This window comes from Sphingomonas phyllosphaerae, from assembly GCF_029623345.1.
Lineage (GTDB): Bacteria > Pseudomonadota > Alphaproteobacteria > Sphingomonadales > Sphingomonadaceae > Sphingomonas > Sphingomonas phyllosphaerae_C.
Genome location: NZ_JAPYKH010000001.1, coordinates 188,886 through 211,606 on the forward strand (window position 1 = coordinate 188,886; position 22,721 = coordinate 211,606).

Here is a 22,721-nt window from a genome sequence, read left to right on the forward strand (position 1 = left end):
CGCTCAGCGATGCCGGGAAGGCGCCGGCGAGATCGGCCGCGGCGTGCGCGTGCGGCGCGGGCGGGTAGGTCGCGGGCCGGTTGAGCAGCCGGGCGAAGTCGCGCAGGTCGCTGGCGTGCTCGCCGTCGAGCAGGTCGGCGTCGAGGCCGGCGCCGGCGCCGTCGTTGCCCGAGTGCCACAGCGTGCGCCCTGCTCGGTCGGGCGCCACACACCGGCGAAGCTGACGATCGCGCGGCTCGGCACGTCGAACCAGTGGAGCGGGAGCTTGCCGTCGGCACCACGGTCCTGGCCGTACTCGCTGAAAGCGGTGAACGGCACCAGGCAGCGCCGCCGCGGGTTGGCCAGCGCCGAGCGCCAGAAGGGCGAGGTGTAGTTGCGAACGTTGGTGATCTTCTTGGTGAGCAGCGCAGGCTTGCCGGTCGCCTTGTCGATGCGCTTGCCCGGCACCTGGTGCGGAAAGCCACAGGCCATCGCGTCGAGCGCGCGGCCGGCGTTGGTCTCGCGCACGACATAGGCGGGGCGATCAGGGAAGAGCTCGGGCGGCGGAACTTCGAGGTCGGGCGGGAAGGGCACGGCGACGCCGTAGCGCGTTGCCAGCGCGAACTGCGCCTCGGTCATGCGGTAGCGGTTGCACATCACCGACAGGCTGCCTCACGTGAGCTACCAAGGCAAAGGTCGCTGCCGCTCTAGCGGGGTCGGCAGGAGTGATCCGCGGCGGCTCGTCAGTCAGCCCGATCGCAGTGCCTGAAGTCGCACCACTTGGCCGAAGCCAGATCCCGCTCGATCTTGCCCACCCGCTCCTCGACGCGCGGTAGGTCACGCGCACCGCCCCTTCAACCCGGCGGAGATCCTGGAGTGTCTTGGGCGCGCCGACCATCCACCCAGCATGCCGGAACATAGCACGAACAGAAAGGCTGGATCGACTCGGAAGATTGCGTCATCTGAAGGCGATGAGCGTCCGCGAGACCCTCATCCGAGTCGCCGCCGAGCGCGGCGAGAGCCTCACCCAACTGTCGGTGAAGGTCGGCCGCAGCCGAGGCTATCTGCCGCGCTTCGTGTCGCGCGGATCGCCGCGACGGCTGCCCGACCTCGAACGCCGCCACCTCGCGATCGCGCTCGAGCTCGACGAGCGGCTGCTCGGCGCGCGCGATCCCTGGGCGCCGGGCGAGTCGGCGTGATGCACGATCATCCCGTCGCCGGCGTCGGCCACAATTCGGCCGGCTGCGCGCTGTGCACGTCGACCGGTCACGCGGGCCTGGTCGAGCGGCTCGCCGAAGAGCTGTGGGAGAGCCGCCAGGACGACACGCAATGGGCGCGGCGCTGGGCGGACGCCGGCGAGCTGTGGCACATCCGCTTTCGCGAACTGGCGCGGACCTCGATCGACTTCCTCGCGCAGATCCCGCAGGTCGACTGAACTGCATCAATGACGTGGAGGCTTGAGATGACCGACGGAACGCCGATCAACGTGAACACCGCCACCGCCGCGGAGCTGGACGCGGTGGCGGGCCTGCGCGGTCACGGCTTCGAAATCGTCCGCTACCGCGAGGAGCGCGGGCAGTTCACCGACCTGCGACAGCTCGACGAGGTGCCCGGTCTGACGGGCAAGGCCGATGACGGGCGCGCGTCGCTGACGGTCGGCGAGGGGTGATGGTGAGGTCGTCGGTCGGCCGCGCGCGCGACCGGCACCACGTCGAGCCGCGGGCGGAGCGTCCGCCGGTGAATGAGCCGGCACCGGTGACGCCGGACGGACGTTATCTCGTGGTGCGGGGGCGGCTGTGGCGTCGCGCCGACCCGCGCCTCGCTGAGCCGGAGCGCGAGCGGCTGGTCGGCGAGTTGATGACGGCGCGTCGCGCGGTCGCCGCCGCGCTGCGGTCGGGCGACGCGGACGAGCTCGGCGCGGCACGCGCCGGCGTTCACGCCGCCAAACTGGCGCTGGGCGAGCGCGGACCGGTGTGGTGGGACGATGGCGCCCCCGACTACAACCGTCGCATGGCACGGAACACGCCGTACGCGCCCTGGTATGAGGAGTTCACGCCGGCGGGCTCCGTCCTCGATGCGCCGCAGCCCACGGAGTAACGCCCGATCGCACACCCCGATTGTCGCGCGCGCTATAATTGTGTAGCAGCTACACAAGGTGAGAGCGAGCGATGCGGCGCGCGGAGGTGATCCGGCGGTTCGAAGCGGACGGCTGGTACGTCGTCCGCCAGACCGGCAGCCACCGCCACGTTCGCCACCCGGTCGAGCCCGGCACCGCGACCGTGCCGCACCCTAAGCGCGAGTTGCCGATCGGCACACTCAAGAGCATTGCGCGGCAGACCGGGGTCGATCTCGCGTGACGCGGCGGAACGGAGGAGTGAGCGCGATGGCGACGGTCTATTATCCCGCGATCCTCGAGCGCGGTGCGGAAGGCTACGGCGCCTTCTTCCCCGACTTACCCGGCTGCGTCTCGGTCGGCGCGACCGCGCAAGAGGCGGCGCTCGGCGCGGAGGAGGCGCTCAGCGGCCACCTCGCGGTGATGCTCCAGCACGGCGACGCGCTGCCCGAGCCGACCGAGCTGGACGAGATCGCGCGCGACCCGGAGGTGGACGAGGTCGCGCGGCTGCTGGTGCGCGGCGAGCGGCCCGGGCGCGCGGTGCGCGTCCAGGTGTCGATCGAGGAAGGGCTGCTGGCGCGAATCGACCGTGTCGCGACCAACCGCTCGCGCTTCCTCGCCGACGCGGCGCGGGCGGCGCTGGCCGGCGCTCCGGACGGTGGCCGTCGCTGAACAAGATTGGGTACGGTTGACGCCAGCCCGCGAGGACGTCCGTCAACGCGCGATTGCAGACATTGAGTGGGCTCGTAAGGCCCGCTTGCACTCACCGACGGGACGTGCACACTGGCCGGAGAACAGTTGTCGACTGCATTGACGTGGATTTGGCGGGCAAAAGGGGAATGGAATTGAACACAGCTCTTTACCGATGGGTTGGAGCCCTAGCCCTATTCGCATCTCCTACGATAATTGAGGCCAAAGGCATTACATACGATTGTGACACAGCCGCTAATCATTTCTCCGAATTGAGCCTGCCCGTTGGAGGGGTTAATTTCACCGTCTCGGGAAAGGTACAATTGAACGCGCTTGCCGCGAGTGCGAAATATGCTCCCCTTGCTCGGGTTCAAATTGCATCTTCGGCCACGCCGGGGAAGTCACCGGATGTTTACGCCGGCTTCGCTCTCGCAACGCTGCCGGCGGATGCCAAAAAGACATTGTCAGGATCACCGGCAGTTCAGATGCTTAGCTACAGCGTCAACGGTAAGGAAGACGATCTTCTGCCGCGCTCTTTGCTGACGCCGCCGGGCACTGTTCAACCTTTCACACTTTCATACGATGGTAAAGAGGTTGTAGTGGAACTCGGAGCTGAGACGAAAAACTTCTCTCTTATAACAAGTGATCCAGTCGTGCGGCTTGTTTGCTCAACAGGAGAGTTTCTTTTTACGGACGTGACAATCACCTCCTCGCGGTAGCGCCAACGTCGGCTCACCTGCCATAAACGGACGTCGTCGGGAGTGCTCAGTCCGCCGCGAAGTAGCCCGTCGACGTTTCTGTAACGGCGTAACGCCGTTACGTTCGTCACGCGTAGCTCACCGGACAGGCGCGAGGCCGGCTATCCACCGAAGCCCGCGGGAAGCACCTCGAGCAGGCGCCGCCGCCGCGTGACGTCACGGTGTCGCCGGTAGCGCTGTTCATGGACAATCCGCGGACTGCCCCGCGACATCATGGATCTGCATGGACACGAACTAACCGCAGGCGTTCTGCCATGCGATCCACATCCGTCAACTGTCGATTTAGACGAGCGCTGATGTCAAGAAGTGAGGCCCCTTGCCGCACTAGCTCTCTCAGCGCAGTTATGTCTGTCTGCGTCCATCGCTGGTGATGAAGAATTGCATCAGCTTCACCGACCATGACTTGCCCACTTCGTTCGCGAGATACCGCCTCGTATAAGTTGGCCTGAGAAGATGCCACGCATATGATCGGCGTCGCCCGCTCGAGTGAATACCACCCGAGTGCCGCCATCCGGCAGGGCCTCTATAGAGGTTATTTGTGCCTGCTGGCCGATTGCCAGCTTTTGCACCGCGGCTTCCGTCAGATTGACGTTGACGGCGCGACTCACTTGACTTCACCGCCGATGCGCAAGGTAGGCTGGATTGTAACGACAATCGGCAGGCGGTCGGGTTCAATCATCAGCTTGCGGTTCGGGAATGATTGGCCCGCAAGAAGTCGACCGTAAGCCGCCGCTAGCCCTTCATGGGCAATACGTGCCGGACCACCGGAAGCGATACTGGCGTTGTAAAGGGACACCTGCTCACGGGCGAGGATGTAATTGAGATCCACGTTCGTCTCCCACCAGAGCGGGAGCGCAGGGTCTCTCAGCCGTGCGAAGCTCGGATAGAGCGCATGGTATCCGCTATGTGGGTACAGCACTCTGGAATACAAGGAGCGACATCGTCGCTGGGATCGCTCTGTCGAAAATATTTGCGCCTAAGCGCCTATATCGAAACTGTTGATTGCGCCGGAGCAAAATTGTGTCACATGCGCTACAACTAAGCGACTACTGAACAAGCGATTCCACTAGATTGAGGAATTTGGCATGGCCGACATCAAGGACGTGACGGCCGTTATCGCTTCGGCGCTCACAGAAGTGAGCCTAGCGGGTTCGCTCGACGTCAAGATGGATGGGGGTGAGTCGATCGAGGTACTGAACCGACATGGTGGCGATGACGTTGAGGTCACCGTCGTTGTTAGCCGGGTGGGAGAGGGCGCACCTCCTGACCCGAGGCCTGATGAAGAATAATCCTCTTCGAGGAATCTTGCCCGCGTCAGATGAAAGCTTCATTTGGCGTCCGCTTTCCTGCCATCATCGGATATTCGCGGCCTCGTCACGTCCGCTCCGCCAGCACCCGTATTGTCGTTGGCGGGCAGCGCGCGCGACTGGGAGCGGGTGATGCCGTAAGCGCAGCGGCGCGCGACGCTAAGGCCGAGATCGCGGCGCTCGTCGGGGCGGATTTCGGTCGCGTCGAGGTTGCGCCCGACGCCGATGGTGCGATGGTTTCGGCGCAGCCGTAAAGCACCTCTCCTCCGGGCGGCGGAGGAGGCACACTTTCGGTGATGAGGAAGGATGCGGATCGACGCATCCGCGAGCGCCACAATCCGGGAACTCCGGCACGGTTCCTGCTCCGCCCTCCTGGCGGCCTCGGGGCGGCGCAAGCCGTCACGCTCGACCGCCGCGGCTGAGCGGTCGAGGGGCGTGGGCCACGCGCGTGCGGCACGGGGGCAATCAGATCAGCGCATGGCCTCGCCCTAAGCGAGGCCATTCCTCATCTCTTTATCCTCGCTGTGCGGGGTTCAGACTACCCGGCGGTATCGCGTCGCGGTCGATCGCCCGCCCGAGGCGAGCAAGCTCGCGGCCCAGCGAGGTGTCGCCGCCGCGGAACTGCCCCAGCTCCTCGGCCGACAGCGTCGCCAGCATCGCGGCGACGCGCTCTTCCTCTTCGCGGCTCCGGGTGACGTCGTCGTCGGATGGCGGCGAGCGGCCGAGCAGCCGACGCACCAGCTCGGCGGCCGAGCGCGGCAGCGTCAGGCGACAGGCGTTGCTGATTTGGCGCACGTGCGGGCCGAACGTTTCGGCGTCCTCACGTGGGGCGAAGCGGCGGATCCAGTCGAGGAAGCCGTGCGCGCGCAGCCGCTTCAAGGCGGCGTGCACCGCGCTGCGCGTTCGCCGTAGCCGCTCGGTGAGATAGTCGATCGGGGGGTCGATTCGTTCGGTGCGAAGGTCGATGAGCCGCGTCGTCTCGTCCAGCACCTCGATGGCGAAGTGCCCGAGCGGGCCGTTGCCCTCGTTGGTAGCCACGGCTCAGCTCTCCCCGCGCGGGTTGAGGATGGCTGCGAAGAGCAGCTATCGCTGGCTTACCGGGCGAAAGGTCAGTGGCCCTTACAATCGAGCGAAATGACGCTATATGAGTGTGGCTGACGTCGCGTGTGACGGATATACGAGCTGACGTCGTCGCCTCCTTGTCCCTTTCGAGCATCACCGAGGCCGGGATGCGCTGCTTTGGCGCATGCCCGTCGATAATTGGACAGGATCGTGCTATGACGACTGGTACCGTGAAGTTTTTCAACAGCGACAAGGGCTATGGCTTCATCGCGCCTGAAACGGGCGGCGATGACGCCTTCGTTCATATTTCCGCTGTGGAGCGTGCAGGCATGCATACGCTGAACAAGGATCAGCGGGTCACTTATGAGCTCGAGACTGACCGGCGGGGGAAGACCTCGGCGGTAAATCTACAAGAAGCTTGAAGCGTTTTGGCCGGGTGAAAACCCGGCCATTTTTCTAGGTGTGCGCCGTCCGTGCGCTTTTCACCTAGGGTTTGCAATCTTCAAGATCGGGTACGTACGCCATGTCAAGGATCATTCCCAAACCTTTCCTAATCGCTAAAGATGAGGAGGGCGCTTTTCGGATAACTGTTCGCGAGGTGCGCTATAACTCGCAGCAGTACCCAATAGTCACATCAACGCTTCAACCCGAAAACTTCGAAAGTGCCCACGCGGCGCGAGCGTTTGCGAAGCAGCACCACGGCGCCATCGCAGGCGACTTTGCTGCCAAGTGAGCGACGCGCGCGGAAGGCTTCCGGCTCTCTAGAGCGCACATGGACCGCGGAGTAAGCGGAGATCCGACATGACGACCTATCCGCTGAGCGGACCTGCGAGCGCTTACGTTAACGATGACGACGGCAAACCCACGTCGCAGCCCGTTTTCCAGGGTACGCTTTCCGAGTGCGTGGCGATCGTAGGTGCGATGCCGCACAACCAACGCTACTCCACGTCAATCAAGATGGATACGCTCGATCTCAGCTATAGCCCAGCCGAGGTGGACGAGCTGGTCCGCCACCTTCGTGATGAGGAAGTTGGCTTGTCAGCCCGAGAAATCGCGGAAGTCGCCGACAAGATCGATTAGCTGGCCAGCCAGCATGACTGCCGCAATGTCTACGCGGTTCTGCGTCGGCCTGTCAGACGTGCATCGCGAGCGCGTCTGCGGTCAGCCCGACCTCACGCTGGTGACATAGCCAAGTCGGTCTCGTCGATCGCAATGCTTATGGCGAAGAGCTTTTTGTTACCTCCTCAGAGCGCAGCGTCAGATGAAGCCGTGAGGCCATTCGCGTGATGTCGCCGATCTCTCGACTGAGCGCTCGCGCCAACTCACCAGATGAATGACCCGCCAGGATGCCGCTTCGAAGCGCCGTAATGTCGGTCTGCGTCCAACGGCGAGGAGCCTTCTCGGGCGACGTATCGTTCGTAAACTCACCATAAAGCGGGCAGGGGCGACCAGCCGCGTGCATGCTTACCATAGGACAAAGCGGCACGGCGACCCCGAGTTCTGCGGTCTTGCCTCTCAATGCGCCATCTGCAGGGTGCGAGTGCGTTAACGTAGCCCTCAAGAGCAGAACTTGTCATCGTCACGAGGGCAATCAGATCAAGAAAGATAACACCGCCACGCTCCTTATGCTCAATATCTTTCCAAGCGCTCGCGAAAAAATAGGCCGTATCTCCTAGGCCGTTACGCGGGCAATCTGACGCGTCGTTGGTTACCAACGCGCGAATGAGCGGCTGGCTAAGGTCGTCCTTCTTCCGATCGCCGAAAGTTGAAGATCAGAAGATCGCATCACAATCTACCGCCATCAACTGCGACGGGTAGGGCTGCGCCAGCGTGACCGCGTCGTTGAACGGGCAGCTGAGCCAGCGCTCCTCGTCCTCCTCGTGGAGCAGCACCGGCATTGCTCGGGGGTGGATCGGCGCGACCAGCGGATTGGGGTCGCACGTCAGGAAGGCAAACACCGCGCCCTGCTCGGTCGGGCGCCACACGCCGGCGAAGCTGACGATCGCTCGGCTCGGCACGGCGAACCAGTGGAGCGGGAGCTTGCCGTCCGTCGCGCGGTGCTGGCCGTACTCGCTGAAGGCGGTGAACGGCACCAGGCAGCGCCGCCGCGGGTTGGCCAGCGCCGAGCGCCAGAAGGGCGAGGTGTAGTTGCGGACGTTGGTGATCTTCTTGGTGAGCAGCGCAGGCTTGCCGGTGGCCTTGTCGATGCGCTTGCCCGGCACCTGGTGCGGGAAGCCCCAGGTCATCGCGTCGAGAGCGCGTCCGGCGTCGGTCTCGCGCACGACATAGGCGGGGCGATCAGGGAAGAGCTCGGGCGGCGGAACTTCGAGGTCGGGCGGGAAGGGCACGGCGACGCCGTAGCGCGTTGCCAGCGCGATCTGCGCCTCGGTCATGCGGTAGCGGTTGCACATCGTCGGCAGGCTGCACGATCCCAGCGCTATCAGCAACATAGCGCCGTGGCAGGCTGATCCCGCCGCCGCGTGCGAGCCTCAGGCGAGGCGGTAGGTGACCTTACGGCGACGCATGACATCGCCAGCCGCGTCGACGCCGACAATGATCAGACGACTGGCTCGCCTCGCGCTAGAGAAAGTAGGTCGGCCACAAGCTGCTCCAACGAGCTACTTGCTCCGTGACGCTTGCCCGTCAAGGTTGAGGTCGAGCACCGCATGCGATGGCTGAAACTCGTCTAGCACATGCATCGCGCCGTCGGCCGTCGGACGACGGCCAGGATAACTGCCCCGCTGACCTCAGCGCCACCGCTGCGTCGTCCGTGGTGAAGTAATCGCCCTCCACCAAGACGACGACGCAACCAGTCAGCGGCTTGTTCCCGGTCCTTCGTTAAGCCCCCAACTTTAACGGTTTGCCACGGACGTTGCATGCGGGAGCGGCGGCGTTTGAACGCGCGGAAGACGGCGGCGGTGACGAAAACTTCAGTCTTTTGGTCGTACAACGGGCATATGACGGAGCAGCGGGAGAGCGCCACTCAAGCGGAAGCCACGAGGCTCACAAGCCTTCTGAGTCTAAACCTACTCGATACGCCGGTCGAGGGCAGCTTCGACGCCGTCACCCGGCTCGCGGCCTTCGCTTGCGGAACGAGCAGCGCCGCTGTCACGCTGGTGGACGCCGATCGTGCGTGGCTCAAGTCGCGCGTCTGCGTCGGGGTTCAGGAGATGCCGCGCGAGCACGCTTTCTGTAGCCTCGAGATAACCCGCGGCGACCTGCTGGTCATTCCTGACACGCATCTCGACCCGCGTTGTGCCGCGAACCCGTTGATCGCGGGCGAAGACGCGGTTCGCTTCTACGCCGGCGCACCGTTGATCGTGGCTCCGACAGGCGCCTGCGTGGGTCGATTGTGCGTCTTCGACACGGCGCCGCGCGACGGACTGACCGCGGCTGAGGAGGACGCTCTGCTGAGTCTTGCCGGCATGATCGTCGAACGCATGGAGAGCACGCGCTTTCGACAGATCGGCCGCATGGCCGCGAAGGTGGCCGACGTCACCTCCGACGCGATCCTGTGCGCCGACGCTGGTGGGCGGATCACCTATTGGAACGCCGCTGCTGAAAGCATGTTCGGGCACGCCGCCGAAAGCGCCATCGGGTCGCCGCTGAGCTTGATCATGCCCGAGGGCTTCCGCGAAGCGCATGCCGCTGGTTTCGCTCGCGCCGCGGCGGGCGGCGCGATGACGCTCCAGGGAACGCCGGTCGAGCTGGTCGGGCTTCGTGCGAATGGCAGCACGTTCCCGATCGAGCTGTCGCTGGGGCGCTGGCACGACGGCGCGACGGTGGCGTTCGCCGCGATCGTGCGCGACATTTCCTCGCGCAAGCTGCTCGAGCATGAGCGCGAGCAAGCGCGGTTGTTCCTCGACACAGTGATCGAGAACCTGCCTGCCATGCTGTTCGTCAAGAACGCCGAGGATCAGCGCTACCTGTTGATGAACAAGGCTGGCGCCGAGATCGCTGGGCGGCCGCAGTGCGACTTCGTCGGCCGCACCGACAGCGAGCTCTTCCCCGGCCAGGGCGAGGCCTATGAGGCGCGCGACCGCGCCGCCGAGACGCGACCCGGCGTGCACATTTTCGAGAGCGAGTATGTTCGCGCGGACGGGCAGCGTTACAGTTTGCGTACCAAGCGGCTCGTGATCGACGCGCCGCCCGGTGGCAAGCGCCTGCTGCTCGGCATGACAGAGGATATGACGGAGGCGCGGCGCGCACAGGCGGAAGTGCGGCGTCTCGCGGAATATGACTCGCTCACCGGATTAAGGAACCGCGGCGGTTTCGTCGCGCGGATCGACAATCTCGTCGCCACGTTGACTCCCTTCACCGTGCTCAGCATCGACCTCGATCGCTTCAAGTCGGTCAACGATCAGTTCGGCCACCTGGCCGGCGACGAGGTGCTCGTCGAGGTCGGTGTCAGGCTGGGCCGCGTCGTCAGCGCCGGCGACGTTGTCGCCCGCGTAGGCGGTGACGAGTTCGTGTTGCTCCTGATCGGCCACGACGCCCCTGATCGCGCGCGAGCGCTGGCGTCCGAGATCGTCGCCGTGCTGGAGGAACCGATCACCACAACCCGTGCACTCGCCTACGTGGGATGCAGCATCGGCGGCGCGGCCTACCCCACCGATGGCGATACTTCGATCGAGGTGCGGCAGGCTGCCGATCTGGCGCTGTATCGCGCCAAGGAGAGCGGGCGCGGCTCGACGTGCTTCTACGACGCTGTACTCGACGCCGCGCTGCGCGAGCGCCGACGCCTGGAACACGCGCTGCGCCTCGCGCTGGAGCAAGACTCGATCGACGTCGCCTTCCAGCCTGTCTTCTCGACAGAATCGCGGCTGGTCACCAGTTTCGAGGCGCTGGCGCGCTGGCACCATCCCACCAAGGGGCCGATCCCACCCTCCGAATTCATCGTGCTGGCGGAGGAGTGCGGGCTCGTCGAAGCGCTCGGCAGCAGCGTGCTGCGCCACGCGTGCGACGCCGCGCGGTCCTGGCCGGACAATGTCTCGGTAGCGGTCAACCTGTCGCCGCTTCAATTCCAGACGGGCCGCCTGTGCGAGACCGTGCGGAGCGTGCTCGCGGCGAGCGGCTTGCGGGCAGGGCGGCTGCAGCTGGAAGTGACCGAGGGGCTATTGATCCGCGACGTCGAGCGCACCTTCCAGCAGCTCGAGGAACTGCGCGCCATCGGCATCCAGATCCTGATGGACGACTTCGGCGTGGGATATTCGTCGCTCAGCTATTTTCAGCGCTTCCCGTTCGACAAGGTCAAGATCGACCGCTCCTTCGTCGAGACGGCGCCGACCGCCCTGGCCGCCCAGGCGATCATCCGCGCCGTCACGCAGGTGGGTCAGACGCTCGGCATGGGCGTCGTCGCCGAAGGGGTCGAAACCGAGGAGCAGATGCGGATGCTCGTATCGCTCGGCTGCACGCACGTGCAGGGGTATCTGCTCGGGCGCCCTCTCGCGGGCACCATGGTCGACCAGTTCCTGCGGGCCAACCGCGCCGGAGCCGGCATGTTGTCGGCGCCATTGGCGCTGGCATCTTGACCCCAGCGGCCGATGATCGCGCCGTCCGCAGTTCACGAGCCATGTCATGCGCCTTTTAAGACGAACCAAAATGGACGAGCGGAGTATCCAAGCTTCGTATAAGCGCCTCATTGATCTCGTTAGATCTTGCGATCTAAGTGACTTAAAAATCTGCCAATTCCTCTTCCATCAGAACGCGTCCGTTGTGATGATCGGCACGTTGAGCAGGAATTGTTTCGAGAGCACTAAGCGGACGGTGAAAAGAAGCATAGCCGTTCGTCTATCTGCCGCCGCTGCCGCAGCGGAATACCGCTTAATGGCCTTCCCCGGAGCTTTGGTCGTCGCGACGCGACCGAGATTTCCGTGTTGGCCAGCGCGGTCTGGCGTGGGCGGCAGGCATGTCGCCGGAGTCCCTCTTCTGCTGACCGGTGCCGCCGCGAGCGTTCCGAAGGTAAGCTGTTGAAGCGCTGCTGGAACGGCCTTCACGGCCGTTCTGCCGTACCCGCATCAGCTGATCCGCCAGACCGGCGCGATCCCGCTCGTGAGTCGCGCGGCGCGATCGCTTCCTCACGCGCCTCAGTCCTTGCCCTCGACGTAGCTGCCGCGATCGCCCTCGATCCGATGCACCGCGTTGCGCCCGTGTGACGCCGCGGTCGCCACCTTGCGCGCCGAGGTCGAGGCGGTGTGGAGCACGCGCGTGCGGCCGTGCACCAGCAGGTTGTAGCCGACAAACCACATCCCCGCCGAGACGAGCAGCGCCGCGCCGAAGAAGATTCGCTTGCGCCGCCGCTGCCGCCCGCCGTGGGTCAGCGCGCGCGTGCCGCACCAGGCGCAGCGATGGACGGTGGTGCCTGGGCGCAGGGTCGGGTGGCTCTGCCAGCGGTGCAGGCCGAGGCTACACAGGATACTCATGGGACGAGACTTATGCCGCACCGGCGCGGCTCGGCAACGCTGCGCCGCGCCGCGTCGCCCCATAACGCTACGCCCCGCCGGCGCGCGCCGTGGCGAGATGGTGGAGCACGATCCCGGAGGTGGTCGCGACGTTGAGCGAATCGAACCCCGCCGCCATCGCGATTCGCAGCGTGCGCGACCGCGCCATCAGTGTCGGCGCCAGCCCCGGTCCCTCGGCACCGAGCAGCACCGCGCTGCGCGGCGCGGGTCGCCATGCCGGCAGCGCGGTCGCACCCGCGGGGCTGAGCGCGACCGCCTCGACGCCGAAGCGTGCCAGCAGCGCGAGTGCGTCCTCGTCGCGTCGGAGGCGCGCGAACGGCACGGTCAACGCGGCGCCGACCGAGACGCGGATGGCTTTACGATAGAGCGGGTCGCAGCAGTCGGCGTCGAGCAACACCGCGCCCACGCCGAAGGCCGCGGCGTTGCGGAAGATCCCGCCCATGTTGTCATGGTTGGCGATGCCGCTCAGCAGCAGCACGTCGCGCGGTGGCGTTGCGCCGCCCAGCAGCGCATCGGCGGGCAGGTCCGCGCTGCGCTGCCCGATCGCGAGCACGCCGCGGTGGAGCGGGAAGCCGGCGACGGCGTCGAGCACGCGCGGGGCGGCGAGATAGACCGGCGTGTCCGCGGGCAGCCGCGCCAGCAGCGGTGAGAGCGCCCCCGCGCGCTTGTCGGCGATCAGCAGCGAGGTCGCGCGATGCGTCGCGCTCTCCACCAGCTTCTCGAGCACGACAACGCCCTCGGCGACGAACAAGCCGCGCCGTCCAACCAAATCGCGCTCGCGTATGTCGCGATAGGGCTCGACGCGCGGGTCGGCGGGGTCGACGATCGGGATCAACTGGGGCACGGCGTTGCCCGTACAGCATCGGGCGCTGCGTGCCACTCTCGGCCAGCGCCATAACGGAGCGACGGCGGATGAGTGACGATCACGCGCGGGGCCAGCGCGACGGCCTCCGGCTCGCACTCGCCCTCCTTGCGGCGGAGGAGGAGAAATGGGCTGCGCTGCTGGGCGAGAGCCGATCGGGGCGGACCAACCAGGTGCGCGCGGTACGGCACAAGACGTTACAGGTGGCGCAGCGCCGCGTACAAACCGCGCTCAATCGGCTGACGCCGCGGCAAGGCGAGACGATCGACGCCGAGCTCGCCGCCGCGCTCGACACGATCGGGTTGTGAGCGAACCCAGGCGGAGGCGGAGGCGGTGCCGAACGCCGGCGGGGCGTACCTTCGTGATCCTGGCGCGCCTGGTTCTTCTGGCGTCGTCCTGAACTCCTCTCAGGATCGATCGCGCGGCGGACATCGCCGCTTTTGGGTCGATCGCCAACGCGCGCCGCCTACGCTTCCCCTGTGGACCACGCCCGACACCTGACTTGATGACGCGAGGGGCCGAGGTCGGGAGCGGGGCGGCCGCACCGGCTAGTGCGCGTAGCGCGGCAGCACCCCCGCCACCATCGTCCGCAGGCGGTAGACGCTGCTCGACGCCGTGATGTAGAGCGTGTGCCCGTCACCTGCGAAGGCAAGGTTGGCGGCGACCTCGGGCAGCACGATACGGCCGAGCACCTTGCCCGTAGGCGAGATCACGCGGATGCCGCCCGGGCCGGTCGCCCAGACGTTGCCGCGGCGATCGACCTTGAGCCCGTCCGCGCCGCCGGCCCCGCCCGCGGGAAAGCTGATCAGCACGCGTCGCCCCGACAGCGTCCCGCCGCGCCCGACTTTGTAGGCGTAGATCATGCCCGGCGGACCATAATCGGTGACGTACAACGTGCGTCCGTCGGGTGAGAAGCCGATGCCGTTAGGAAGCTTCAGGTCGGTGATCAACGGCGTCAGCGTGCCGCCGGCGTAGCGGAACACCGCGTTGTACGGCAGCTGCTTGGCGGGATCGCTGTCCATGCCGTTGTAGAGGCCGAACGGCGGGTCGGTGAACCACAACGCGCCGTCCGCGGCGACGACGAGATCGTTGGGGCTGTTGAGCCGCTTGCCGCGATATTCGGCGATCACCGGCGTGACACGGCGATCGGCGCCGACGCGCACGATGCGGCGCGCGCCCATCTGCGCCATCAGCACGCTGCCGTCGCGATCGGGTACCATCCCGTTGGGACCGATGCTCTTGCCCGCCGGCGGGTTGGGGAGGCCGCCGGCGTTGGCGATCAGCTCCTCGACGCGACCGGACGGGTCGACCGCGCGCAGCGTGTCGCCGCTGACGTCGGAGAACCATAGCCGGCCGTCGTGCCACAGCGGGCCCTCGGTGAAGCCGAAGCCGGTCGCGACTTGCTCGACCGGCGTGCCCGGCGCGACCAGCGCGTCCAGCGCGGGATCGAGTCGCTCGACGCGCGCGCCACTCTGCTGCGCGACGACGGGGGCGTGGAGCGCGAGCGGCGCGAGCAGCGCGGCGGCGAGCAGGGGAGCGATCCGCATGCTCACACCGCGTCGGTCAGCAGAACGAGATAGTCGCGGTTGAGCACGGTGCGCTCGATCAGCGGCCAATTGCGCTGGTGCACGGCCGAGTGGATCCAGACCTGACGCTGCTCCTCGCTCTCGTAGGTGAGCTGGAAGCGATAGTTCACCCCAGCGGGCGGCGCGGGCTGGCCTTGGATCACCGTACGGAGCTTGAGCATCTTGAGGTCGATGAAGCCGCGACCGCGGAAGCTCTGCGCGGCGGGCAGGAAATGCTGGTGGAAGGCATCGAGCATCTCCTGCTCGCGCGCCGGGTCGACGGCGAGGTCGCAGTAGAGCACGATCGGCTTGCGCGTCGGCGCGGCGGCGCGCGTAGCGCCGGGCAGGGCCGAGCCGGCACCTAGCGCGGCGATCAGTTGCAGGAGCGAGCGGCGTTGCATCGGCAGGTCCTCTCCGAGGGTCAGCGTGGGGGAAGCGAAGCGGCGTAGGCGGCCTTCGCGGCGAGATCGCGCGCGACGCCGATCACCATTAGCTCGAGCGGTGCGGCGCCGGTGGCGCGCAGCGTACGCGCGGTGCCGACCTCGACCGGAAGCGCGTCGCCGGCGCGTAGCGCGGCGCGCTCGCCGGCGACCATCGCCTCGCCCGCGCCGGCGATGACATAGACCATCTCGCTGATGCCCGGCGCGGCAGCGCCGTCGAGCGCGGCACCGGGGGGCACCAGCACATGGTCGACGAACGCCCACGGCGTGGTGAAGACCTCGGGCCCGAGCAGCCGGCGCACGCGCGTGGTCCCCTGCGGCTTCAGCTTGTCGCGGTCGAATGTCACCGCGGCGAACTGCGCGATGCGATCGAGCGGGGCGCCCTCGCGCGAGTCGCCGAGGTCGAGATTGTCGTAGCGCTTCGTCTGGCCGACGTTGATGTTGAGCCACTGCACCGGCCGGTCCGAGGCGTTGTACAGCGCGTGCGCATGGCCCATCCGGTCGGGCACGGCCGCCGGTCCCGCGATCGTGGCGGTGCGGCCGTCGACGGTGAACTGCGCCTCGCCGTCGAGGATGACGAACATTTCCTCGCACTGGTGGTGGAAATGCTGCCCGATCCCGCTGTGTGGCGCGATCACGCCGCGGTGGACGAAGATCAGGTTGGTCGAGAGCGCGTCGGCACCGAGCAGCGGCGCGAAGGCCATGGTCCCCGCGCCATCGTGCACCTTGGCAAGCTGGCGATAGCGGGTCGGGTCGGTGTGGCCGATGCGCGCCGCAAGCGGCCGCGGCGCGGGTGCCTGCTGTGCCGTAGCGGAGCCGGCCAGCGCCAGCGTGAGCAGCGCCGCGCGGCGTGCGAGCGATCCGGTCGCCTTCACCTGTTCCTCCCCGTCGCGCCCGACTTCGCCGGGCTTTACGCACGCTTACAACGGCTCTACACAGAATCATATAGGATATAATGCGGTGCCGACGCCGCTCGTCCGGGAGAGCGATGATGACGGGAGCGGGGCGGAGCAACGTCCGGGTGAAACTGGTGGCGATGCTGTTCGTCATCAGCGCAATCGCCTTCCTTGATCGCACCAATATCTCGGTTGCCGGCGTGCAGATGCGGCAGGAGTATGCGATCGACCAGATCCGGCTCGGCTGGGTCTTCAGCGCCTTCCTGATCGGCTATGCGGCATTCCAAGTGCCCGCGGGATGGCTGGCGGCGCGGATCGGACCGCGCCGGCTGCTGACGCTCGCCCTGCTGTGGTGGGGCGTGTTCAGCGTGGCCACCGCCTGGGTGCCGCCCGGCAGCGCGCACGCGATCACGCTGCTGATGCTGGTCCGCTTCGGCCTCGGCATCGGCGAGGCGGCGGTCTATCCCTCGGGCAATCAGTTCGTCTCGCGCTGGGTGCCGGCGCAGGAGCGCGGCAAGGCCAATGGCCTCATTTTCGCGGGCGTCGGCGCGGGCTCGGGACTGACGCCGCCGCTGATCAGCGCGGTGGTCGCGTACGGCGGCTGGCGCGCGTCCTTCTACGTCTGCGCGCTGATCGGGCTGGTCGCGGCGATCGTGTGGTTCACCGTCGCGCGCGATCGGCCGCAGGACCATTCAGCGGTGAACGCGGCCGAGCTGGCGCACATCGAGTCGGGGCTGCCCGACGCGCTCGAGAGCGCAGCCGGGCCGATCCCGTGGCGCGCGATCCTGGCGAGCCGCGCGGTATGGGGGCTGTTTCTCAGCTATTTCGCGTTCGGCTATGTCATCTGGATCTTCTTCAGCTGGTTCTTCATCTACCTCGCCGAGGCGCGCGGGCTGGATCTGAAGTCGAGCGCGCTGTTCGGCATGGCGCCGTTCCTGGCGATGACGGTCGGCTGCCTCGCCGGTGGCGTGATCAACGACGCGGTGTCGCGGCGGCACGGCCTCTATTGGGGACGATCGGGGCTGGCGATGCTGTCCTTCGCGCTGACCGCCTTGTTCCTGCTGATCGGCTCGCAGGTCGATAGCGCACCACTCGCGGTGCTGACGCTCGCGCTGGGCGGCGGCGCGATCTACCTGTCGCAAAGCTCCTTCTGGTCGGTCACCGCGGATATCGCGGGGCGTCACACCGGCGTGGTGTCGGGGCTGATGAACGTCGGCTGCCAGGTCGGCGGCGCGATGACCGCCTCGCTGACGCCATGGATCGCGGCGCGCTACGGCTGGGCGGCGGCGTTCGGCACCGGCGCGGGCGTGGTGGTGCTCGGCATCGCGGCCTGGGCGATGGTCGACCCGCGCCGGCTGATCGGCGCCGAACGCACGCCGAGCCATGATCCCGCGGTCGTCGCGGCATAGTGACACAACAGAGGAGGGGAGCGACCATGATCCATCTGATCCGACGCCGCGCGCGCGTCGCCGCTGCGGCCGCCGCGGCACTGCTGCTCACCGCGCAGGCGCCCCGCCCGGCACCGCCCGCGCCGGTCGAGATGTGGGTGCCCAAGAAGACGCCCTACGCCGCTTATGACACGCCCAATCGGCCGTGGTGGAAGCTCGCCGACGTGCTCGCGCTTCACCGCGGCGCGAGCGACTGGTCGCAGCCCATCGTGCGCAACCGCGACATCGTCGCCGACTGGCACCAGCAGGGAGCCAACAAGCGCACCACCGAGGTAGCTTACTCGGACAATCGCACCGCGATCATCGTGTGGGGCGGGCAGCTGCGCGTCGCGATCGCGGGGCAGCCGAGCTTCGTTGCGGGCAAAGGCTTCGAGATCGACGTGCCGCTGCGCGTGCCCTTCACGCTGGAGACTGTCGGCGACCAGCCCGCGCTGTGGTTCGAGATCCACGCCGCGGCGGACATGCCGCTCTATCCGGTGGCGAGCACCACCGAGCGGCCGCGCGACGTCGCCGGCTTCCACTATGAGCGGCGGCTGGCCGCGGGCGGGGCGGGCACGCCCGACGACGCCAATCCCTTGTACCTCGATTACTACAAGGACGTGGTCCAGGGCGGAGCGCGCGCTACCGCCTTCGTGGCGACGCAGCACCTGTTCGTGAACAACATTCGCGGTCGCGCCACGCCGACGCCACCTTCCTCCAACCTCGGCCACTTCCACGTCGGCTATGACGAGTTCTGGTTCGTGATGGAGGGCAACGTCGACCTGCAGATCGAGGGCGAGCCGCTGATCAAGGCCGCTGCACCCGGCGACGTGCTGATCGCGAAGCAGGGGCGCTGGCACCGCGCCAGCTTCGGCGGCCCGGAGGGGCAGATGGGGACGCGCGTGGCGGTCAACCCCTACCCAATGGGGTTGCACGGCTATAGCGTCGAATCGCGCGGGCGGCAGTGACGCTGGAAGGGCGTCACTCGCGTCTTAGCTCACCCGTGTTCCTGCGAAGGCAGGAGCGCAACACTGGGCTCCGGCATTCGCCGGAGCACAACTCAGCCGCGAGCTATTGCGCCGGCGGCGCCGTCGACTCGCGCTCGACCAGCACATGATCGAGCACGCGCGCGACGCAGCGTGGGCCTTTGCCCTGCGCCGCGCGCATCTCGTCGATCAGCAGCCGCAGCGCCTCCCCCGCCAGCTCCTGCACCGGCTGGCGGATCGTGGTCAGCGGCGGCCATAGCGTCGTCGCGGCGATGCTGTCGTCCATGCCGGCCACGGTGAGGTCGCGCGGCACGTCAAGATGGCGGCGATGCGCGACCGAGACGACCGCGGCGGCCATGTCGTCGTTGCTCGCGAAGATCGCGCTCGGCGGCGCGGCGGAGTCGAGCAGCCGCTCGCCCGCGACCAATCCCGAGGCGTAGCTGAAGTCGCCCTGCGCAACGCAGGTCTCCACCCCCGCTTCGCGCGCGGCCTCGCTGAAGCCGGCGAGCCGCTCGGCGCTGGCGGTCTGGTCGGGGTTGCCGACGATGAAGCCGAGTCGGCGATGGCCCAGCGCGATCAAGTGGCGGGTCATGTCGTGGGCGGCGCGGCGATCGTCGATGCCGACCGAGATGGCGTCGGCCACGCGCCCCGCCACCACCGCCAGCGGGAGCCCCGCGTCACGCAGGATCTGCCGCACCGCGCCCGACTCTCCCAGCGGCGGCGTCAGGATCACGCCGCCGATGCCCGAGGCGATCAGCTGCTCGATCTCGTCATGGGTCGGCACGCCGCCCTGCTTGCCTTTAAGCAGGATCAGCTGCGCCGCGCGCGCCGAGGCTTCCTCGAACACGCCGGCGAGGAAGCCGCTCATGAAGGCCGCGCTGGGATTGGCGTAGATCACGCCGATACGCAGCTCGCGCGAAGTGACGAGGCTGCGCGCCGATAGGTTGGGCGTGTAGTTGAGTTCGCGGATCGTGGCGTTGACAAGCACGCGCGTTTCCTCGCGCACGCCAGGATCGCCGTTGATCACGCGCGAGACCGTCATCGGCGACACGCCGGCCTGTTTGGCCACGTCGATGATCGTCACCCCGCGGCGACGTCCTCTCGGCTGGGGCACGTCGGTCCTTGCCTCCGCGCCGTCGCCCGCCGACCGCGCCTCACGTGGACCGACCTGCATCGCGGCGGGACACTGCGTCAATGGTATCGATCGCGCCGCGATCTGCTAGCGAGCGCTTGTCAGCGGCGGGTCTACCCGCGTACGACGATGCTGGTAACGTTACCGAGGAGGGCGGGTGGCGCGGTTCCCCTATGTGCGCTGGACGATTATCGCGCTGTTCGTCGGCGCGATGGTGATCAACTATCTCGCGCGCAGCGTGCTCGGGGTCGCCGCGCCCGCGATCATGGCCGAGCAGTCGATCTCCTCGGCGCAATATTCCTGGATCACCGGCGCGTTCCAGTTCGGCATCATGTTCCAGCCGGTAGCGGGGTATCTGCTCGACGTGATCGGGCTGAAGATCGGCTTCACCCTGTTCGTGGCGCTGTGGTCGCTGATCACCGTCGGGCACGGGTTGGCGACGGGCTGGCTCGGCTTCGCCGGCCTGCGCGGCGCGCTCGGCCTCGTCGAGGGCTCGGCGCAGCCCGCGGGCATGAAGGTGGTGGCAGAATGGTTTCCCGCGCGCGAGCGCGGCGTCGCGGGCGGTATTTACCAGATCGGTGCCTCGTTTGGTGCGGTGTTCGCGCCGCCGCTGGTTGCCTGGGCGGTGTTCCATCACAGTTGGCGCGCCGCTTTCTTCGTCGCCGGCGGGCTGGGGCTGCTGTGGGTCGTGGCCTGGCTGCTGTGGTACGCACCCCCCGCGCGCCACCGGCTGATTACAGCGGGCGAGCGACAGCTGATCGCGGACGGGCAGGAGGCGGCGCTGGCGCAGCACCGCCACCGACCGCCGCTGGGCGAGCTGCTGCGCCGGCGCAACCTGTGGGCAATCGCCGGGGCGCGCTTCCTCGCCGATCCGGTGTGGGGCATGCTGTCGCTGTGGATGCCGCTGTACCTCGTCCAAGCGCGCCACTTCGATCTCAAGCAGATCGCGCTCTTCGCCTGGTTGCCCTTCCTCGCCGCGGACCTCGGCTGCCTGTTCGGCCCGGCGGTGGTGGCCTGGCTGCAGCGCCGCGGGGTGAGCCTGATCGACGCGCGGCGCAGCGCCTTCACGCTCGGCGCGGTGCTGATGACGGGAATGATCTTCGTCGGCACGGTGACAAGCCCGGTCGCGGCGGTGGCACTGCTGTGCGTCGGCGGCTTCGCGCACCAGACGCTATCGGTCACCGTGATCACGATGGTGTCCGACCTCTTCCCGCAAGACCAGGTGGCGACCGCGACCGGCATTTCGGGAACGGCCGCCAACCTCGGCGTGCTGATCTTCACGCTGGTGCTGGGGGCGTTGGTCGACCAGGTCGGCTACCAGCCCTTCTTCATCCTGCTCGGCCTGCTCGACCTCGTCGGCGCCGCGCTGCTCTGGACGAACATCCGAAAGCCGTCATGACCATCCGCAATCCTATCCTGCGCGGGTTCAACCCCGACCCGTCGATCGTCCGCGTCGGTGCGGATTATTATCTCGCCACCTCGACCTTCGAGTGGTTGCCCGGCGTGCAGATCCACCATTCGCGCGACCTCGCCGACTGGCGGCTGGTGGCGCGGCCGCTGCACCGCCCCAGCCAGCTCGACCTGCGCGGGGACCCGGATTCCTGCGGTGTCTGGGCGGCCGACCTCAGCCATGCCGCCGGCCGCTTCCACCTCGTCTACACCGACGTGAAGCGCTACGGGCGCACCACGGTGGGCGGCGCGGCGGGGGTGTCGCTGCGCGATTTCCACAATTACTGGGTGTGGAGCGACCGGGTCGACGGCGACTGGTCCGATCCCGTCCATCTCAACAGCAGCGGCTTCGACCCGGCGCTGTTCCACGACGATGACGGGCGCAGCTGGCTGCTCAACATGCTGTGGGATCACCGCCCGGGCCGCGGCCGCTTCGGTGGGATCGTGGTGCAGGAGCTGGATGGCGCCGCCGGCCGCCTGATCGGCGAGCGCCGCGTCATCTTCCACGGCACCGCGCTGGGCTTCACCGAGGGTCCGCACCTCTACAAGCGCGACGGCTGGTATCATCTCCTCGTCGCCGAGGGCGGCACCGAGCGCAACCACGCGGTGGTGATGGCGCGCTCGCGCACGCTGTTCGGCCCCTACGAGCCGCACCCCGACGGGCCGGTGCTCACCGCCAAGGGGCGGCCGGACGCGCCGCTACAGCGGACCGGCCATGGCGACCTGGTCGATGCGCCCGACGGCACCACCTGGCTCACCTATCTCTGCGGGCGCCCGCTGCCCGCGAGCGACCGCTGCGTGCTCGGGCGCGAGACCGCGATCCAGCCGATGCGCTGGGGCGAAGACGGCTGGCTGCGAACGCTGAACGGCGACGCGCTCCCCGTCGCCCTGGTCGGCTTAGCAAGCGATGAGCGAGCGCCGGTGCGTGAGCGCGACGACTTCGCCCGCGACGCGCTGCCGCCCGCGTTCCAATGGCTGCGGACACCCTTTCCGGAGCAGATCCTCAGCCTCACTGCGCGGCCGGGCTGGCTGCGGCTGCACGGGCGCGAGACGATCGGCAGCCACTTCACCCAGGCGCTGGTCGCGCGGCGCCCGCTCGCCTTCCGCTACACCGTGGAGACTCTGCTCGACTACACTCCCGTCAACTTCCAACAGGCCGCGGGATTGGTCTGCTATTACAACGCGACCAAGTTCCACTTCCTCCATTTGACTGTGGGTGACGCGGGTGAGCGGATGGCGCAGGTACTCTCCGTGCTACCGTTCGACGAAGGCGTCAGCACGGTGAGCACGCCGGTCGCGGTCGGCGCGGGGCCGACGGCGCTGCGCGCGGAGGTAGACCACGAGCGACTGCGCTTCGCGGTGCGCGCCGAGGATGACGCAGAGTGGACGTGGCTTCCCGAGACGTTCGCCGCCGACCTGCTCTCCGACGAAGCCACCTTGCCCGGGCTGCCCAATTTCACGGGAACGTTCACCGGCATGGCCTGCCAGGACATGTCGGGCGCCGGGCAGCCTGCCGACTTCCGCTACTTCCACTATCTCGAGGAGTGACGCGGCCGGAGGAGAAGAGGTAGCGCGGGGAACTCCCCCGTCGGGG

The 22,721-nt window shown here is 67.5% G+C and carries 27 protein-coding genes; 16 read left to right on the forward strand and 11 right to left on the reverse strand.

Going from position 1 to position 22,721, the window contains the following annotated elements:
* Nucleotides 1-3: 3 nt before the first annotated feature.
* Nucleotides 4-636, reverse strand: coding sequence for an SOS response-associated peptidase family protein (locus QBJ89_RS00770; protein WP_277978857.1), 633 nt, complete (start codon nucleotides 634-636; stop codon nucleotides 4-6).
* A gap of 314 nt (nucleotides 637-950) precedes the next feature.
* On the opposite strand from QBJ89_RS00770, the gene QBJ89_RS00775 reads away from it, so the two are divergent.
* The 7 genes from QBJ89_RS00775 (at nucleotide 951) to QBJ89_RS00805 (ending at nucleotide 3,501) form a co-directional block, all read left to right on the forward strand.
* Nucleotides 951-1,178, forward strand: coding sequence for a hypothetical protein (locus tag QBJ89_RS00775; protein ID WP_277978636.1), 228 nt, complete (start codon nucleotides 951-953; stop codon nucleotides 1,176-1,178).
* Nucleotides 1,178-1,414, forward strand: a complete 237-nt coding sequence (locus tag QBJ89_RS00780) for a hypothetical protein (RefSeq protein WP_277978637.1) — start codon at nucleotides 1,178-1,180, stop codon at nucleotides 1,412-1,414. The genes QBJ89_RS00775 and QBJ89_RS00780 overlap by 1 nt, the downstream gene beginning before the upstream one ends.
* A gap of 27 nt (nucleotides 1,415-1,441) precedes the next feature.
* On the forward strand, nucleotides 1,442-1,648 hold the full coding sequence (locus QBJ89_RS00785) for a helix-hairpin-helix domain-containing protein (RefSeq protein WP_277978638.1): 207 nt from the start codon (nucleotides 1,442-1,444) through the stop codon (nucleotides 1,646-1,648).
* Between the two features lie 86 nt (nucleotides 1,649-1,734).
* A complete protein-coding gene (locus tag QBJ89_RS00790) occupies nucleotides 1,735-2,076 on the forward strand; it encodes a hypothetical protein (protein ID WP_277978858.1) in 342 nt (113 codons plus the stop codon).
* A 71-nt stretch (nucleotides 2,077-2,147) separates the two neighbouring features.
* Nucleotides 2,148-2,336: a type II toxin-antitoxin system HicA family toxin gene (locus QBJ89_RS00795; RefSeq protein ID WP_277978639.1), complete on the forward strand. Its 189-nt coding sequence runs from the start codon at nucleotides 2,148-2,150 to the stop codon at nucleotides 2,334-2,336.
* 26 nt (nucleotides 2,337-2,362) lie between these two features.
* The gene (locus QBJ89_RS00800) at nucleotides 2,363-2,764 is read left to right on the forward strand and encodes a type II toxin-antitoxin system HicB family antitoxin (protein WP_277978640.1); all 402 of its coding nucleotides are present in this window, start codon (nucleotides 2,363-2,365) and stop codon (nucleotides 2,762-2,764) included.
* A 341-nt stretch (nucleotides 2,765-3,105) separates the two neighbouring features.
* A complete protein-coding gene (locus QBJ89_RS00805) occupies nucleotides 3,106-3,501 on the forward strand; it encodes a hypothetical protein (protein WP_277978641.1) in 396 nt (131 codons plus the stop codon).
* A 643-nt stretch (nucleotides 3,502-4,144) separates the two neighbouring features.
* Here QBJ89_RS00805 and QBJ89_RS00810 read toward each other — a convergent pair.
* The gene (locus QBJ89_RS00810; RefSeq protein WP_277978642.1) at nucleotides 4,145-4,369 is read right to left on the reverse strand and encodes a hypothetical protein; all 225 of its coding nucleotides are present in this window, start codon (nucleotides 4,367-4,369) and stop codon (nucleotides 4,145-4,147) included.
* Nucleotides 4,370-4,625: 256 nt separating this feature from the next.
* On the opposite strand from QBJ89_RS00810, the gene QBJ89_RS00815 reads away from it, so the two are divergent.
* Nucleotides 4,626-4,829, forward strand: a complete 204-nt coding sequence (locus QBJ89_RS00815) for a hypothetical protein (RefSeq protein WP_277978643.1) — start codon at nucleotides 4,626-4,628, stop codon at nucleotides 4,827-4,829.
* Nucleotides 4,830-4,867: 38 nt separating this feature from the next.
* Here the strand turns inward: QBJ89_RS00815 and QBJ89_RS00820 are convergent, their stop codons facing one another.
* Both QBJ89_RS00820 and QBJ89_RS00825 read right to left on the reverse strand, forming a co-directional pair.
* Complete coding sequence (locus tag QBJ89_RS00820; protein WP_277978644.1) at nucleotides 4,868-5,182, reverse strand: hypothetical protein; 315 nt, start codon at nucleotides 5,180-5,182, stop codon at nucleotides 4,868-4,870.
* 178 nt (nucleotides 5,183-5,360) lie between these two features.
* A complete protein-coding gene (locus QBJ89_RS00825; RefSeq protein ID WP_277978645.1) occupies nucleotides 5,361-5,885 on the reverse strand; it encodes a replication protein A in 525 nt (174 codons plus the stop codon).
* Nucleotides 5,886-6,124: 239 nt separating this feature from the next.
* Between QBJ89_RS00825 and QBJ89_RS00830 the strand changes: the two genes are divergently transcribed.
* Together QBJ89_RS00830 and QBJ89_RS00835 are read left to right on the forward strand one after the other, a co-directional pair.
* Nucleotides 6,125-6,331, forward strand: a complete 207-nt coding sequence (locus tag QBJ89_RS00830) for a cold-shock protein (protein ID WP_277978646.1) — start codon at nucleotides 6,125-6,127, stop codon at nucleotides 6,329-6,331.
* A gap of 379 nt (nucleotides 6,332-6,710) precedes the next feature.
* A complete protein-coding gene (locus tag QBJ89_RS00835; protein WP_277978647.1) occupies nucleotides 6,711-6,989 on the forward strand; it encodes a hypothetical protein in 279 nt (92 codons plus the stop codon).
* Between the two features lie 692 nt (nucleotides 6,990-7,681).
* Here the strand turns inward: QBJ89_RS00835 and QBJ89_RS00840 are convergent.
* Nucleotides 7,682-8,356, reverse strand: a complete 675-nt coding sequence (locus QBJ89_RS00840) for an SOS response-associated peptidase (RefSeq protein WP_277978648.1) — start codon at nucleotides 8,354-8,356, stop codon at nucleotides 7,682-7,684.
* Nucleotides 8,357-8,785: 429 nt separating this feature from the next.
* Between QBJ89_RS00840 and QBJ89_RS00845 the strand changes: the two genes are divergently transcribed.
* A complete protein-coding gene (locus QBJ89_RS00845; protein WP_277978649.1) occupies nucleotides 8,786-11,440 on the forward strand; it encodes a sensor domain-containing diguanylate cyclase in 2,655 nt (884 codons plus the stop codon).
* Between the two features lie 555 nt (nucleotides 11,441-11,995).
* Here QBJ89_RS00845 and QBJ89_RS00850 read toward each other — a convergent pair.
* On the reverse strand, nucleotides 11,996-12,331 hold the full coding sequence (locus QBJ89_RS00850) for a hypothetical protein (protein ID WP_277978650.1): 336 nt from the start codon (nucleotides 12,329-12,331) through the stop codon (nucleotides 11,996-11,998).
* 67 nt (nucleotides 12,332-12,398) lie between these two features.
* Nucleotides 12,399-13,214, reverse strand: coding sequence for a TrmH family RNA methyltransferase (locus tag QBJ89_RS00855; protein ID WP_277978651.1), 816 nt, complete (start codon nucleotides 13,212-13,214; stop codon nucleotides 12,399-12,401).
* Nucleotides 13,215-13,282: 68 nt separating this feature from the next.
* Between QBJ89_RS00855 and QBJ89_RS00860 the strand changes: the two genes are divergently transcribed.
* On the forward strand, nucleotides 13,283-13,540 hold the full coding sequence (locus QBJ89_RS00860; protein ID WP_277978652.1) for a hypothetical protein: 258 nt from the start codon (nucleotides 13,283-13,285) through the stop codon (nucleotides 13,538-13,540).
* A gap of 240 nt (nucleotides 13,541-13,780) precedes the next feature.
* Here the strand turns inward: QBJ89_RS00860 and QBJ89_RS00865 are convergent, their stop codons facing one another.
* Genes QBJ89_RS00865 through QBJ89_RS00875 form a run of 3 tightly spaced genes read right to left on the reverse strand, consistent with a single transcriptional unit; the run spans nucleotide 13,781 to nucleotide 16,112 of the window.
* Nucleotides 13,781-14,779, reverse strand: coding sequence for an SMP-30/gluconolactonase/LRE family protein (locus QBJ89_RS00865; RefSeq protein ID WP_277978653.1), 999 nt, complete (start codon nucleotides 14,777-14,779; stop codon nucleotides 13,781-13,783).
* Nucleotides 14,780-14,781: 2 nt separating this feature from the next.
* The gene (locus tag QBJ89_RS00870; protein WP_277978654.1) at nucleotides 14,782-15,198 is read right to left on the reverse strand and encodes a hypothetical protein; all 417 of its coding nucleotides are present in this window, start codon (nucleotides 15,196-15,198) and stop codon (nucleotides 14,782-14,784) included.
* A 20-nt stretch (nucleotides 15,199-15,218) separates the two neighbouring features.
* Nucleotides 15,219-16,112, reverse strand: coding sequence for a cupin domain-containing protein (locus QBJ89_RS00875; protein WP_277978655.1), 894 nt, complete (start codon nucleotides 16,110-16,112; stop codon nucleotides 15,219-15,221).
* Between the two features lie 113 nt (nucleotides 16,113-16,225).
* On the opposite strand from QBJ89_RS00875, the gene QBJ89_RS00880 reads away from it, so the two are divergent.
* Together QBJ89_RS00880 and QBJ89_RS00885 are read left to right on the forward strand one after the other, a co-directional pair.
* Nucleotides 16,226-17,542 carry an MFS transporter gene (locus QBJ89_RS00880; RefSeq protein WP_277978656.1) on the forward strand — a complete coding sequence of 439 codons (1,317 nt, stop codon included), beginning with the start codon at nucleotides 16,226-16,228 and terminating at the stop codon, nucleotides 17,540-17,542.
* Between the two features lie 26 nt (nucleotides 17,543-17,568).
* Nucleotides 17,569-18,528 carry a cupin domain-containing protein gene (locus tag QBJ89_RS00885; RefSeq protein ID WP_277978657.1) on the forward strand — a complete coding sequence of 320 codons (960 nt, stop codon included), beginning with the start codon at nucleotides 17,569-17,571 and terminating at the stop codon, nucleotides 18,526-18,528.
* A gap of 103 nt (nucleotides 18,529-18,631) precedes the next feature.
* Here QBJ89_RS00885 and QBJ89_RS00890 read toward each other — a convergent pair whose 3' ends face one another.
* Nucleotides 18,632-19,660, reverse strand: a complete 1,029-nt coding sequence (locus QBJ89_RS00890; protein WP_277978658.1) for a LacI family DNA-binding transcriptional regulator — start codon at nucleotides 19,658-19,660, stop codon at nucleotides 18,632-18,634.
* A gap of 175 nt (nucleotides 19,661-19,835) precedes the next feature.
* On the opposite strand from QBJ89_RS00890, the gene QBJ89_RS00895 reads away from it, so the two are divergent.
* Nucleotides 19,836-21,077 (forward strand): MFS transporter, encoded by a 1,242-nt coding sequence (locus tag QBJ89_RS00895; RefSeq protein ID WP_277978659.1) that lies wholly within the window; start codon nucleotides 19,836-19,838, stop codon nucleotides 21,075-21,077.
* Entirely contained in the window at nucleotides 21,074-22,675 is a 1,602-nt protein-coding gene (locus tag QBJ89_RS00900; RefSeq protein ID WP_277978660.1) for a glycoside hydrolase family 43 protein, read from the forward strand. The genes QBJ89_RS00895 and QBJ89_RS00900 overlap by 4 nt, the downstream gene beginning before the upstream one ends.
* Nucleotides 22,676-22,721 lie beyond the last annotated feature (46 nt).

Excerpts from the sequence above, each read along its gene's own strand:
- QBJ89_RS00770 (WP_277978857.1), bottom strand. The coding sequence starts at position 636 with ATGTGCAACCGCTACCGCATGACCGAGGCGCAGTTCGCGCTGGCAACG.
- QBJ89_RS00775 (WP_277978636.1), top strand. The coding sequence starts at position 951 with ATGAGCGTCCGCGAGACCCTCATCCGAGTCGCCGCCGAGCGCGGCGAG.
- QBJ89_RS00780 (WP_277978637.1), top strand. The coding sequence starts at position 1,178 with ATGCACGATCATCCCGTCGCCGGCGTCGGCCACAATTCGGCCGGCTGC.
- QBJ89_RS00785 (WP_277978638.1), top strand. The coding sequence starts at position 1,442 with ATGACCGACGGAACGCCGATCAACGTGAACACCGCCACCGCCGCGGAG.
- QBJ89_RS00795 (WP_277978639.1), top strand. The coding sequence starts at position 2,148 with ATGCGGCGCGCGGAGGTGATCCGGCGGTTCGAAGCGGACGGCTGGTAC.
- QBJ89_RS00800 (WP_277978640.1), top strand. The coding sequence starts at position 2,363 with ATGGCGACGGTCTATTATCCCGCGATCCTCGAGCGCGGTGCGGAAGGC.
- QBJ89_RS00815 (WP_277978643.1), top strand. The coding sequence starts at position 4,626 with ATGGCCGACATCAAGGACGTGACGGCCGTTATCGCTTCGGCGCTCACA.
- QBJ89_RS00830 (WP_277978646.1), top strand. The coding sequence starts at position 6,125 with ATGACGACTGGTACCGTGAAGTTTTTCAACAGCGACAAGGGCTATGGC.
- QBJ89_RS00835 (WP_277978647.1), top strand. The coding sequence starts at position 6,711 with ATGACGACCTATCCGCTGAGCGGACCTGCGAGCGCTTACGTTAACGAT.
- QBJ89_RS00845 (WP_277978649.1), top strand. The coding sequence starts at position 8,786 with ATGCGGGAGCGGCGGCGTTTGAACGCGCGGAAGACGGCGGCGGTGACG.
- QBJ89_RS00850 (WP_277978650.1), bottom strand. The coding sequence starts at position 12,331 with ATGAGTATCCTGTGTAGCCTCGGCCTGCACCGCTGGCAGAGCCACCCG.
- QBJ89_RS00860 (WP_277978652.1), top strand. The coding sequence starts at position 13,283 with ATGAGTGACGATCACGCGCGGGGCCAGCGCGACGGCCTCCGGCTCGCA.
- QBJ89_RS00865 (WP_277978653.1), bottom strand. The coding sequence starts at position 14,779 with ATGCGGATCGCTCCCCTGCTCGCCGCCGCGCTGCTCGCGCCGCTCGCG.
- QBJ89_RS00870 (WP_277978654.1), bottom strand. The coding sequence starts at position 15,198 with ATGCAACGCCGCTCGCTCCTGCAACTGATCGCCGCGCTAGGTGCCGGC.
- QBJ89_RS00880 (WP_277978656.1), top strand. The coding sequence starts at position 16,226 with ATGATGACGGGAGCGGGGCGGAGCAACGTCCGGGTGAAACTGGTGGCG.
- QBJ89_RS00885 (WP_277978657.1), top strand. The coding sequence starts at position 17,569 with ATGATCCATCTGATCCGACGCCGCGCGCGCGTCGCCGCTGCGGCCGCC.
- QBJ89_RS00900 (WP_277978660.1), top strand. The coding sequence starts at position 21,074 with ATGACCATCCGCAATCCTATCCTGCGCGGGTTCAACCCCGACCCGTCG.